The sequence below is a fragment of the Psychrobacillus insolitus genome (assembly GCF_003254155.1).
GTDB lineage: Bacteria > Bacillota > Bacilli > Bacillales_A > Planococcaceae > Psychrobacillus > Psychrobacillus insolitus.
The window spans coordinates 846,052-859,440 of the sequence record NZ_QKZI01000001.1; the positions used below are offsets into that span (position 1 = coordinate 846,052).

13 protein-coding genes are annotated in these 13,389 nt (G+C 34.4%); 1 reads left to right on the top strand and 12 read right to left on the bottom strand.

The genetic code is table 11. The annotated features are described in order from the left end of the window. Window positions 1-137: 137 nt before the first annotated feature. The 10 genes from C7437_RS04160 to C7437_RS04205 all read right to left on the bottom strand — a co-directional run bounded on the left by C7437_RS04160 (window position 138) and on the right by C7437_RS04205 (window position 10,929). Window positions 138-1,364, bottom strand: coding sequence for a hypothetical protein (locus C7437_RS04160; protein WP_111438361.1), 1,227 nt, complete (start codon window positions 1,362-1,364; stop codon window positions 138-140). Further along, window positions 1,357-1,893: an RNA polymerase sigma factor SigX gene (sigX, locus tag C7437_RS04165; protein WP_111438362.1), complete on the bottom strand. Its 537-nt coding sequence runs from the start codon at window positions 1,891-1,893 to the stop codon at window positions 1,357-1,359. The genes C7437_RS04160 and sigX overlap by 8 nt, the downstream gene beginning before the upstream one ends. A gap of 47 nt (window positions 1,894-1,940) precedes the next feature. Then, window positions 1,941-3,719, bottom strand: coding sequence for an ATP-binding protein (locus C7437_RS04170; protein WP_111438363.1), 1,779 nt, complete (start codon window positions 3,717-3,719; stop codon window positions 1,941-1,943). Then, on the bottom strand, window positions 3,712-4,428 hold the full coding sequence (locus C7437_RS04175) for a response regulator transcription factor (protein WP_111438364.1): 717 nt from the start codon (window positions 4,426-4,428) through the stop codon (window positions 3,712-3,714). The genes C7437_RS04170 and C7437_RS04175 overlap by 8 nt, the downstream gene beginning before the upstream one ends. A gap of 125 nt (window positions 4,429-4,553) precedes the next feature. Beyond that, the gene (gene ccsB, locus C7437_RS04180; protein ID WP_111438365.1) at window positions 4,554-5,744 is read right to left on the bottom strand and encodes a c-type cytochrome biogenesis protein CcsB; all 1,191 of its coding nucleotides are present in this window, start codon (window positions 5,742-5,744) and stop codon (window positions 4,554-4,556) included. Window positions 5,745-5,748: 4 nt separating this feature from the next. Then, entirely contained in the window at window positions 5,749-7,398 is a 1,650-nt protein-coding gene (resB, locus tag C7437_RS04185) for a cytochrome c biogenesis protein ResB (RefSeq protein WP_111438366.1), read from the bottom strand. Between the two features lie 338 nt (window positions 7,399-7,736). After that, the gene (locus C7437_RS04190) at window positions 7,737-8,471 is read right to left on the bottom strand and encodes a pseudouridine synthase (RefSeq protein WP_111438367.1); all 735 of its coding nucleotides are present in this window, start codon (window positions 8,469-8,471) and stop codon (window positions 7,737-7,739) included. Between the two features lie 106 nt (window positions 8,472-8,577). After that, entirely contained in the window at window positions 8,578-9,507 is a 930-nt protein-coding gene (locus tag C7437_RS04195) for a D-alanyl-D-alanine carboxypeptidase family protein (RefSeq protein ID WP_170122304.1), read from the bottom strand. 77 nt (window positions 9,508-9,584) lie between these two features. Further along, window positions 9,585-10,157 (bottom strand): SMC-Scp complex subunit ScpB, encoded by a 573-nt coding sequence (scpB, locus tag C7437_RS04200; protein WP_111438991.1) that lies wholly within the window; start codon window positions 10,155-10,157, stop codon window positions 9,585-9,587. After that, entirely contained in the window at window positions 10,150-10,929 is a 780-nt protein-coding gene (locus tag C7437_RS04205; protein ID WP_111438369.1) for a segregation/condensation protein A, read from the bottom strand. Before C7437_RS04205 ends, scpB begins: the two co-directional genes overlap by 8 nt. 50 nt (window positions 10,930-10,979) lie before the next feature. Between C7437_RS04205 and C7437_RS04210 the strand changes: the two genes are divergently transcribed. Continuing rightward, window positions 10,980-11,495: a DUF309 domain-containing protein gene (locus C7437_RS04210; RefSeq protein ID WP_111438370.1), complete on the top strand. Its 516-nt coding sequence runs from the start codon at window positions 10,980-10,982 to the stop codon at window positions 11,493-11,495. Here C7437_RS04210 and C7437_RS04215 read toward each other — a convergent pair whose 3' ends face one another. Continuing rightward, window positions 11,496-11,855 carry a GNAT family N-acetyltransferase gene (locus tag C7437_RS04215; RefSeq protein WP_111438371.1) on the bottom strand — a complete coding sequence of 120 codons (360 nt, stop codon included), beginning with the start codon at window positions 11,853-11,855 and terminating at the stop codon, window positions 11,496-11,498. Between the two features lie 207 nt (window positions 11,856-12,062). Then, the gene (gene lysA, locus C7437_RS04220) at window positions 12,063-13,379 is read right to left on the bottom strand and encodes a diaminopimelate decarboxylase (protein ID WP_111438372.1); all 1,317 of its coding nucleotides are present in this window, start codon (window positions 13,377-13,379) and stop codon (window positions 12,063-12,065) included. Window positions 13,380-13,389 lie beyond the last annotated feature (10 nt).

A 13,389-nucleotide genomic window follows, 5' to 3' on the forward strand; every position in this document is an offset into this window, starting at 1 on the left:
AGGATCAGTTCACCTTGGACGAAACAAACGCTACAAAAAAAGCGAGGGGATAAGTGAATGCATCACTTATCCCCTCGCTTTTTTTGTGTTTCTGTTACTATTGTTGCTTATTCACTCCTAGATAACGTTCATTGCAACTATTCATTTATAGTCATGATAAATCCATTTGGTCCAAGCGGAACTGGTAACACTTTTGCAAAATCAAATATATCCCATTCAGATTGCACAATGTTTTGTAATTTAATTTCTGCACCAAAGTTTGCTGCAGTGAGAGAAAATGCTTCAATTAATCGTGTTGCTTCAAACGGATCTAGTGATTCTAAATCAAGAGGTTCGTCAAATTCAACTACATTAATACCTTCTTCTATTTTATAAGTGTATGTCACTTCTTCCGGAATAACTGAGGTATAAATATCATTTTCTACCTGTTTCATAGCTACTAACGCTTCTGAAAGCGAATTATACTTTTCTCGAAAATTAGGTGTTAGATAAGTTTCCCCATTGAAAGCAAGGTAATTATAGTAATTAAACTGACCTTGATTTTTATCTAAGACGATTTGATCATTTAAAGGTCCCACTTGATCCCAATCGATTGCTGATCCATCCTCATTTACAATAGTTAATGAATCAAAATCAATAAAAATTTCATTGATAGATCCGAAATAGGGTGCTGAAGTACCTGAAGCTGTATCATATCCATGCCCCATTGATAAATAATGAGTTAATGTCTCCTCATCTGCAGTAAAGTATCCCTTATAGGGATGATATTCAGTAAACCCTAAACCTTCCTCATCAATACGTGCTGCATATTTCTCATACATTTCTAGACTATTCGGTGTTCCATTCGGAAAGTCAGCTTCTAGCTGAGCAATCGGTATAATAATAGTAACTGGAACCGAAAGTGCATTTTCTAAAAAAGAAAAATAAAATACTGCACCTCCGTCGATATTTTCCTCATAAACAGAGGTAATTTTATTTAAAGGTAATAATTCAATAATTGGCTCAGCTACACTTATAGTTTCTGACATATTATTCGAATTTGTAGATTCTTGTGCTTCACTACTTTCCTCTTCCACCATTTTCATCAAATTACTTTCTTCACTAACAGATCCTGTATTATTACTATCACTTTCCATAGATGTCACAAGAAATATAAGCAGTAGTATAGATGCAATCGACACGAAATATGGTGTCCATTTCGACAAAGGGGAACCAAATAATTTTCTTTTATCTGATGTGTGTCGAGAGTCAATTTTCATTTTCACACTATTGTACACTTCTTCTTTCGGTCGATCATCTGTAAATTTGGGCATACGAGTTAGAAGCTCTTCTATTTCGTAGTCATCGTTATTTCTTTCACTCATGATGAACTTTACCCTCCTTCTCTTTCGCAGATAGTCGCTGCCGAAGTGCTTTTATCGCACGATGTTGTGTTGTTTTCACTTTTCCTTCTGTCCACTTTAATACCTCTGCAGTTTCTGCAATAGAAAATTCTTGAAAATAACGCATAATAATAACCACTTTTTGATCTCCGGTGCAATGATCTAATTCCACTAATAAAGCTTTCATTTCATCATTTAACAGGATAATATCTTCAGGAAGCATATCAGAAGTGGCTAATTGCATTGTTTCCCAATCAAAGGATTCAAATAATCTTTTTTTTCGTACTGTTTGTTTACGGAAGTGATCAATTGCAACATTTTTTGCAATCGAGAACAACCATGTTTTTTCTGAGCTCTTCCCTTCAAACTTGCTGTAAGCTCTAATAACACGAACATACACTTCTTGGACCAAGTCTTCCGCAGTTTGCCTATTTCTAACTAAATAGATCAGAAATTGAAAAACATCTTGATGATAACTATCATACAAGCGGTGGAAAACGGAGTCATTCATATGCTCCCCCCGTTCTTTAGATTAGTCGTTCATAAACAGTTTTTGTTTCACTTATTCATTGGTAAATGAATAGTAAACGTGGTACCTACTCCCACTTCACTATCTACTACAATCTTTCCATCATGTCTTTCGACAATATTTTTAGCAATCGCGAGCCCTAATCCTGTTCCACTTTTCCCTCTAGTTCTTGCTTTATCTGCTTTGTAAAAACGTTCGAATACATATTGTAAATCCTCTTTAGGAATTCCATGACCTGTGTCAGACACCTCTACAATTAACTCTTGGATGCTTTTTGTAAGTCGAACTAATACAGTTCCTTCTTCTAAAGTATGCCTTAAAGCATTATCTATTAAGTTAGTAAGCACTTGCTCTATTCGATCTTCATCTAGCTCAAGATTAAATGGTTCTTGAAGCGTATGTTCGAAGTGCAAGTTAATATTTTTTTCTTTTGCAATTTGATCAAACTTTAGTGTAATCCGTTCAAATGTTGGAATTACAGCAACTTCCCCTTTATGAATGCTTAAATAACCTGACTCAAGTCTTGCTAAGTCTAAAAGTTCAGTTACTAATCTTCCCATACGTTTTGATTCATCATAAATGATGCGGATCATTTCAATTCTATCTTCTTCCGTTGTTACTACATCATCTATGATCGCTTCACTATAACCTTGGAGCATAGAAATTGGCGTTCTCAGTTCATGCGATACATTTGCAATGAAATCTGAACGCATTTTATCTAAACGATGTTGTTCTGTCATATCTCGAAGCACAACGACTGCTCCTCTGACCGAATTTTTACTATATAAAAGTGTAATAGAAACAGAAACATACATACCTTGGATATCTAATTCTACTTTTAATTCCTCTTCTTCATCGAATACATGCTCAAGCATTTGATATAACTCCGGCGGTAAATGCTTAGAATTTTTGTCGACATTATTTGCATACCATTTTTGAAATAACTTATCCGCTTGTGGATTACTAACTAATACAGTGAAATCTTTATTAAAAGTGATTACCACATCCGTCATAGACGTTAATATATTGGACAGTTGTTCTTTTTCTTGGTTAATTACTTCGACATGATGTTTAAGTTGTCTTCCCATACGATTAAATGCAGAACCTAACTCACCGATTTCATCCCTTTGCGTATATGGTACCTTAGTATCAAAATTTCCTTTTGCAATTTCCAGTGCAGCTTCTCTCATTGATCGTAGTGGAGAAGTAATTCGCGAAGTTAAGAAAAATGTAAACATGGTTGTAAGTAATAATGCAATTATTCCTGATAAGTAGACAATTTTTGTTGTTTGATTAGTTGTATTACTAATTACCTCTAAGCTTTGATAAATATAAACTGCCCCATGGACTTCCTTATCTGATTCTAAAGGAGAAGCAAGTATAATATAGGATTCCATTTGATTTTCATTTTTCATTGATGGCATGAGCATTTTTTTTATGATCGGATCATTTGATTGATATACTTTTGTAAGCTCGCTATCGTTTAATATTTGTTCCTCAATTACATCACCATTTAATCCATCTTGAACGGACAAATAAATAGAGTCTGAATTTTTCACTATAAGTGCATTTGTTTCATCTCCAAGGATATCTTGAATGATTTTAAAAGAATCTTCTACATTCGAATATTGTTCTACTATTTTCCCAATCGTCCTCGCTTCTTGTCTTAACGACTCTTCTGCTTGTTGACTGTGAAAATCTTCTAGGAATTCTAGCATTAAAACCGTGACAATAAACAACACAAATAAGACGAGAAGCAATATGGTTCCCCATAGCTTCCCGACAACACTATTCCAAATTCTATTCATTGATAATCTCAAATTTGTAGCCTACACCCCAAACCGTAACAATCATTTTCGCAGATTTTTCAGAAACTCTATTAAGTTTTTCTCTTAAACGTTTAACATGTGTATCTACGGTTCTTAAATCACCGAAGAAGTCATAATGCCAAACTTCTTTTAACAATTGTTCGCGATCAAATACTTTATCTGGAGCCTTCGCTAAAAAGTATAGCAATTCATATTCCTTAGGTGTCAAACTAACTTCCACTCCATCGGCAGTAACGCGGTGAGCATCATGATCGATAGTCAAATGTGGAAATACGACAATATCTTTTGATAGAGAAGCACCATGAGTAGGAGAAAATGCAGAAGAACGTTTTAAAATTGCTTTTATTCTCAAAACAACTTCTCTTGGACTAAAAGGTTTTACGATATAATCATCTGCCCCAAGCTCAAATCCTTCTACTCGATTTACCTCTTCCCCTTTTGCTGTTAACAAAATTATCGGCGTTTCTTTATGCTCTCTTATTTCTGTAATTGTTTCTATACCATCCTTCTCAGGCATCATGATATCCAAAAGAATACAATTATATTCATTTTCTAATGCAAGCTGTAAAGCAACTTCTCCATTTTCAGCTTCATCAACATCATAACCTTCTCTTTCTAAATACATTTTCAACAAACGACGAATACGGTCTTCATCATCTACAACTAATAACTTAATTTTTTCAGACATATTATCATACCCTTCTTTCAACATCTATTCTTTATTGTACAAGTTGTAAACTTAAAATGAAAGAAAAGCTCTCGTCTCTTAATTAAAAAGAGGCAAGAGCTTTTCTAAATCTATTATATTGTGCCTTAAGCGTACGAATGTAGACCAGCAATAATTAGGTTTACAGCAATAAGGTTAAACATAATTATGATGAAACCAAGTAAAGCAAACCATGCTGACTTTTTGCCTTCCCATCCTTTTGTTAAACGTAGATGTAAGAATACTGCATAGAATAAAAACGTAATAAGTGCCCATACTTCCTTTGGATCCCAACCCCAGAACCGCGACCACGCTTCATGTGCCCAGATCATAGCAAATATGAGTGCTCCAAGTGTAAATACCGGGAAACCTATTAAAACAGCACGATAACCAATTTCATCCATTAACTGTGAATTTGATTTTTTCACTAAAGGTTGTAAAACTAAAGAAAGTCGTTTTCTCAATATTAATCGAAGTAATATATAAATAGCTGTACCAAATATAATCGACCATACTACCGTTGTTAATTTTTTCGCATTAACAATTGGAGGCATTTCTACTAATGGTTCAAATGTATTCTCCGCAACAGCAACTGATTCATTCATACCAAATAATGCTGGCATCGTATAAACCATTGTTTCTTCGATCTCTTCTTTCCCTACATACGTATACTCTGCTTTGTAATCTGCAATTGTAAATGTCGTTGTAGACACAACAAATCCAACAACAAGTAAGATCGTGTACATTACAGCTTCAATCCAAAAACGTTCTTTTGTTTTTTTTGTTTGATCAATATTTTTTAAGAGATAAATAAATCCTGCAACCGCACTAATCGCTAAAATAGACTCACCTAATGCTGCAGTAATTACATGTACCGTTAACCAGTAACTTTTCAAAGCAGGTATTAATGGTGAAATCTCTCTCGGAAACATGCTGGCATAAGAAATGATTAAAACAGCGATTGGTAAAGCAAAAAGCCCAAGTGCTGGTGTTTTGTAGATAAAGTAAATAAGAATAAACGCTGCTACAACCATCATTCCGAATGCAGTTGTAAACTCGTATAGGTTACTGACAGGAGCATGGCCTGCTGCAATCCATCTCGTAATAAAATAACTAAGATTAGAAATAAAACCTATTATTGTTACAGTAATCGCTGCTTTACCCCAACGATCGTATGATTTAGAATTGTCATTTGTTGAACTAGAAGACTTAACTGCTCCTCCAAATAATATTGTAGCAAGTAAATAAGCAATGAACGCGATAAATAATAATGTACTACTTAAAGATACCAAATCCATGTTGTTATACCCCTTCCTCTTTTTCCTTTTTCGCTTCTTTATCTTGTTGGTCTTCATATTGTGGAAGATGTGCTACTTTTGAAACCTCATCGATATCCTTCTTGACACTTAACCAGTTTTTGTTCGTATGTGCAGCAATTACAACCTGCCCATCTTCTAAAAGTTGAATCCAAATACGACGATGATTCCAATAAGAACCTTGTGCTACCCCAATCATAAAGATTATTCCACCAATTCCAAGAAGGGGAAGTGTTAAGTCTTTACGTACTGTAAGACCTGATACATCTCTTGTTTCTACACTTTGAAATGCTAATTTATGTTGATTTTCTCCTAATGGCTCAATTGTATTTTTGATCATAACAAAACTAGTTTCTCCATTAGGATATTCTGGACTATACATTTTAATCAAGAATGCCGGATTATTTGGAATTGGAGATTCTGATTGAGGAATCCCATCTACAAACTCCGTAAAACTAGCATAATACTCGAGAATCTCTACTTTATATCCATTTACTAATGGATATTCACTTTGAGGATCCGCTAAATCAATTGTAAACTCGCCAAATGATTCCTGCGTTTCTTTGTCTTGTAACTGGAATGTCATCTTAGCAAGTTCATCTAAACGGAAATCCATTTGAAATACTGAAAAATTATCAAACTTAAGTGGTTTATTCACTTGAATAGAAGCTTCTTTTACAAAAGAAAGTTCTTCCGTGTTTCCAGCGACAGCGTCTTCCGGACCTTTATATAAAGCTACATCAGATTGATAGTTTTTAGCGATTGAACCAACTCGTTCAATTGCATCTCCAAATACTTCCTCTGATTCTTCCTTCGAATAAGTTTCATATATAAATTGTTTGCTTTCTAAAAAATATCCATCTGTTTCTGGTATGTATAATCTTTCACCTTCTCGTAGCCACAAGGTTTCATCTACGTAAAAACCAGGTAACGCTCGAAGCATTACACCAAATAAGAAAAGAATTAGTCCAAGATGATTTACATAAGGACCCCAACGAGAAAAGCGCCCTTTTTCTGCTAGAATCGCATTTCCTTCTCGTTTTACTTTATATCGCATTGTTTTTAGCTTTTCTTCTGCTTGATCAATGTTTGCGATTGGTTCTTCTACTTCACCAGTTCCGTATACGCGCTGACGCATAAGAAAACTAATATGACGTTTTGTTTTTTGTTTTTTTAATGATTTATACAATGGAATAACTCGGTCAAGACTTGCAATAACAAGTGAAATCCCTAACATTCCAACTAATCCTTGGAACCACCATGAACTATACAAATCGGATAACCCTAACTCATAGTAAATTATTCCAAAATTCCCGTATATTCTTTCGTAATAAGCAGCAATATCTGCCTCATTTGTTGCCGGAACATAAAAAACTTGTGGAAGTATTGTCCCAATCGCAGCTGCAATTAGAATAATTCCAATAATCCACATACCTACTTTTACGCTAGAAAAGAAATTCCAAATTTTATCAATTATCGTTGTTTTATACGTTTGTGATCGTCTTGCAGAACCTTCATAACGCATATCTACTACCTGTTTATCTGAAATGTTTTGGTTTAAGGGACGACCACAACTCTCACATAATTCTGTACCAGCGGGATTGATATTCCCACATGTACAAACTATTTTATCCATCTAAAAGAACTCCTTTACGAAGGTTTAATTTGATCCATAAAATTCGAAGTATCTCGCTCTGTGATTTCATCTTTTATATTCTATCCATTGCACGATGAAATGATAAAGCATCTTTTGGTGCTTTATCTCTTATTTGATGTAAGGGATTTCTTTTTATCGCGATATTTGATTATAGCAATCGTTAAAAAGGCCAGTATTATTGATCTAATATAAAATCATTGTTTTTTAGAGTGGGCCACCTAAGTTCCTCTATCCAAAACATACCAATATCTATTATATCAAAATAGATAAAATAAATAAGCAGAAAAGTATGAAAGAAATGTGAACTTTCATATTTCCTACTTTCCGATTTTTCCTGTTTCTGCAAGAACTCGCATTTGTTTCACTTCATGGTTTGTTAGCTCTCTCCACTCTCCTGCATTTAAACCGTGCAAGTTTAAGAAACCAAAACGCTCACGCTTAAGTTTTTGTACAGGAAATCCAATCGCATCGAACATACGACGAACTTGTCTATTTTTTCCTTCATGGATGACAATTTCAATAATTGCCTTGTCTGCTTTTCGTTCAGAAGACAACATTTTAACTTTTGCTGGTGCTGTTTTACCATCTTCCAAAACTACTCCTCGTTCTAATGGGCGTAGTTGCTCTTTTAATGGAATTCCTTTGACCCTCGCAACATATGTTTTATCAACTTTATATTTTGGATGCGTTAAAGCATAAGAAAAGTCTCCATCATTTGTAAGTAATAATAACCCAGATGTTTCATAATCTAGTCTACCTACGGGATATAAACGTTCTTTCACATTTGGTAATAAATCAGTTACTGTTTTTCTACCTTTATCATCTGAAACAGCTGAGATAACTCCTCTTGGTTTATACAGTAGGTAATAAACTTTTTGTTCCTTTTCTAGCTTAACTCCAGCAACTTCCACTGTATCTGAATCAGAAACTTTTGTTCCGAGTTCTTTTACAACTTTACCGTTAACCATTACTTTACCTTCTAAAATCATTTCTTCTGCTTTTCTTCTTGATGCTACACCTGCGTGAGCAAGTACTTTTTGCAATCTCTCCAACTTAGTTCACCTCGTCCATTCTGTCCACTTACATTACTGAATTATGTCACACTTTTAGTAAAATTAAAAGAAGACAGTCTTTTATAAAAACTGTCGATCCTTTTATTCATTTTATTTTTTTTACTGGAAAACGTAAAGCAATATCACTTTTAATATATACATTCCACAAATATGAACGATCTGCATCTGAATTCCTTGGGATATGTAAGACATTTAGCAGATCTTTTTGTTCATCTGCATTCAATAGTAAATAATGATCTTTTTCTACTTCTATTACCTCTTTATGAAATAAATGATACTTTCCTTTTTCGACGACTTTTACAGAATCATACGTTGCAAATACTTTGTTCGCTACATCCACATGAAACTTCCAGTCATTTGAATTATTTAAAGTAACAATAATTATTTCTTTTTTATCTTTTTCAAAATAAGTTATTAATGTTCGCCCTGCTCTTTTTGTATAACCAGTTTTTCCAGCGACAGCATTATCTTCAAAATGCATTAATTTATGTTTATTCCTCCACTGTACATTACGTTCTTTTGGAGTAAAAGACTTAGCTGAAGCGATTTTTTTAAACTCGGCATCTTGAAGAGCTAAACGAAGCATATTAGCCATATCGTAAGCAGATGCGTAATGCTCATCGGAATGAAGTCCTGATGGATTAGTAAAGTGAGCATGCTCCATACCTGCTAGTTGAATTTTTTCATTCATCAGCTGAACGAATCCTTCCATAGATCCGCCAGTATGTTCTGCAAGCGCATATGCTGCATCATTTCCTGATTGCAATAATAAGCCATGCAAAAGGGAATTCACAGTCCACTTTTCACCCGGCTTTAAATAAAGGGAGGATCCTTCCTGCGAAGCTGCTTCTTCAGATATAGTGATTTCCTCATCCAGTGAAATATAATCAAGAACCGTTAACGCTGTCCAAACTTTAGTTAAACTAGCAATTGGTAACTCCGTTTGCTCGTTACTACCTTCTAGTAATCTTCCAGACTCCGCATCTATGACCGAATAAGAAGATGATGCTTCCACACCTGCTGTGTTCCAAAATAAAGAAATCAACATAATTAATAAAGTTTTTTTTACTATTTGAAATGCTCCTCTTTTACTTATTCGTTTGGATCAAAAGCTTCTTGGAACTTCGTCATAAATAAATCTGTATCTTCCATTTCATCCGTTGATACATCTTCTGGAAGTGGAGGAAGTGTACTAAGATCTTGTAAACCAAAGTATTGCAAAAACTCATTTGTAGTCCCATAAAGAATTGCTCTCCCTGTTCCCTCTGCACGTCCCACTTCTCGAACAAGTCCTTTTGCTGAAAGAGTGGATATCGGTCTTTCAGATTTTACTCCCCGTATATCTTCTATTTCTACGCGTGTAATCGGTTGTTTATACGCAATAATTGCTAATACCTCTAGAGACGCCTGTGATAAAGATTGAGTTGTTGGATTTTCTACAAGTTTTTGAATACATAATACGTTTTCTTCTTTTGTTACAAATTGAAAAGTACCTGCAAGTTGTTTAATCTCCAGTCCTCTATCTTCCCTCTCTTTATACGTCTGGATCATTTTACGCAGAATTCCATCGATTTCTTCTTCGGTTGTATCCGTTAAAAAGGCAAGTTGTTTATTAGTCAGACCGTCATCTCCACTTACAAAAAGTAAGCTCTCCACTTTACTCATCAATTTCATAGTCAAATTCACTATCTATATCTTCCTTTCGCAATAGAACAAATAATTCATCGAAATTACTTTTTTGTTCTACCTGTACAAACTGCCGTTTTATTAATTCTAAAAGAGACAAAAAGGTAATGACAATTGTCATTTTATCCATTGAAGGAAATAACTCATAAAAAGATAGTTTCCCGCCGCTTTTTTTTAGTGTTGAGATTACATTTCTCATTTGAGTTTTTATCGATATATCTTGTTTACTAACCCTTGTATGTAATGGTGCATTCAACTGTTTTCTTCTTAGCATTTTCTGAAATGCACCTAACATATCATACACATTCACATCTAATTCGAATAAAGCTAGTTGTTGATTACTTTGAAAACCACTCAAATCAGCAGGTGGTCGAGTATAATATAAATGTCTCGACTCCTCCATCTCATTTAAGTGATGAGCAGCTTCTTTAAACTTTCTATACTCTATTAATCTAGACACCAATTCGTCTCGAGGGTCATTTACCTGAACATCAAAGTCATCCTCCATTTCTTCATCCTGATGAATTGGAAGTAGCATTTTACTTTTAATGGAGAGCAATGTCGCTGCCATTACCAAATATTCGCTTGCTTCATTTAATTCTAATACTCGCATCGCATGTATATGCTCCATATATTGGGAAGTGATTTCTGCCATTTTAATATCATAAATATCTATTTCCAAACGATTTATTAAATGTAATAATAAATCTAGTGGGCCTTCGAAAGCCTCCGTTTTTACTTCATACGACATAACACGCCACGCCACCTATTATCGGTTTTTAACATCATTATAGAGGAAAGGTGATTGTATTGCACCCTGCATTCCATCCTAGTTTTGTCCAATTTTTAAAAGAATTTAATGTATCTCACGATTATTTCGAATGTCACGAACTGCTAGAGGACTACTGGAAAGAAGTTGCACCAAGGCAAAAACAACATGCACTTACTGCATTAATACTTCTATCCACAGCTATGTATCACTGGAGAAGAAGGAATTTAGTTGGAGCTATTAAAACAATGAAGACAAGTATTAATAGACTTAACGAAACAAGTAATTCCATTATTTTTGACAAGATAAACATAGAAAAACTAAAACTAAATATGCGAATTTCTTTCGAACTTATGCAGCAGTTAGAAGAATTCCAGTCCTTTTCCATCGATATCATTAGTGCAGATCTACTCGATCAAGTGAACGAATTACAACTACCTGAAATGGAAAATTTGCATTTCCTTACTCATAAACATATGCTCAGAGATCGAACAGATATACTAGAAGAGAGAGAAAAACAGAAAAAAAGAAGAGATGACTTAGTTTAGTCATTCCTCTTCTTTTTCGATTTTACATTTTTCGAAAAAAAGTTTTATATCTGCAGTTGGTTTCAAGGAAATAGTGCCTAGCGACATTGATAGCTTTTGAACCATCTCAGTACCTATTCCTTCTCCACGATGGGAAGGACTAACTGAAATATGATGGATGAAAGCCTCTTCACCAAATATCTGCACACCAATAATCCCAACTAAATCTTCCTCTTTTTTCCAAAGATAAAGCTGCCAATTAGAATCTTTTTCGTATTGACGGATTGTTTCAATTAACTTTTTCACGTCTTTTTCTTGAGGCATAAAAGAAAGAAGCCCCATTGCTATTTTTTCAAATGCTTTTTTATAGCGAAGTAACATATTTTTAGACCCTCTTTTTATTTCATCAACAAATATTTTATAATTCCCATACAAAATACCATAGCTTATTTAATTATCTTACAATATTTCTCTTAGAATTACAAATTAGCATTCGGTGCAACAAAGTACCAATAAATTACTCCCCACAGAATTCCTGTAACAAGTAAAAAGATATAAAGAATGATATTAGGTCTTTTCATTTCGTAATCACTCCTTCTCTAATGTTAAAGGAAGGTCAAGATGTACGAGGTCTTCCAAAGTTTCTCTTCTTATTGCTAATTGTTGGTTACCTTTTTCAACAAAAACAACAGCAGGTCTAGCTAAGCGATTATAATTACTTGCCATTGAATACCCATATGCACCAGTGCAGAACATAGCTAAAATATCACCAGGATCAGCTTTTGGTAAAGTTATATGTTCGATTAATTTATCTCCGGATTCACAACATTTACCTGCAATTGTATATTCTTCTTTCGACTCTTTATTCATTTTATTAGCAATAACGGCATCGTATAATGCACCGTACAAGGCTGGTCGAATATTATCAGACATACCACCGTCAACAGCAAGGTATTTCCGTACATCCGGCACTTCTTTTTCAGAACCAATCGTATATAAAGAAGTTCCAGCATCACCTACTAATGAACGACCAGGCTCAATCCAAATTTCAGGCATTGCAAAATTCGTTTCTGCGACAAGATCTTTCACAACAATGACCATTTCCTTCACATATACAGATGGTTCCAGTGGAGTATCTTCTTCCGTATATTTAATACCAAAGCCCCCACCTAAATTCAACACAGTACATTGGAAATTAAAATCATTATGCCAGGCAATCATTTTTTTAATAAGTTTTTCAGCAGCTACTTTAAATCCAATTGTCTCAAAAATTTGCGAACCAATATGACAATGTAATCCAAGCAGATGTATGCGCTTATCTTTATAAACGTCTTGAAAAGCACGGTCCGCTTGTCCATTTAGTAAATCAAAACCAAATTTAGAATCTTGCTGACCTGTCGTAATATAGTCATGCGTATGTGCTTCTACACCTGGGGTAACACGTAATAAAATATTGACTTGTTTATCGTGTTCAGCCGCTAAATTCTTTAATAATTCAATTTCGTAAAAATTATCAACGACAATACAACCAATATTATGCTCTATTGCTAATAATAATTCCTCTTTGCTCTTATTGTTTCCATGAAAATGAATTCGATCAACAGGATAGCCCGCTTTAATAGCAGTATATAATTCTCCAGCGGATACTACATCTAACGATAAATTTTCTTGTTTCATCACTTGATACATTGCAACGCTAGAAAATGCTTTACTTGCATAAGCGACTTGAGCTTGTACATTCAATTCTTTAAATGTATTGATAAACCCACGAGCCCGCTCTCTTATTAGCGATAAATCATATACAAATAATGGTGTACCATAGGTTTTTGCAAGTTCTACACTATCAATTCCACCAATCAGCAAGTGGCCTTTTTCGTTCACTGCTTGTTTTGCTACCATAACCATGGAGTTCCCT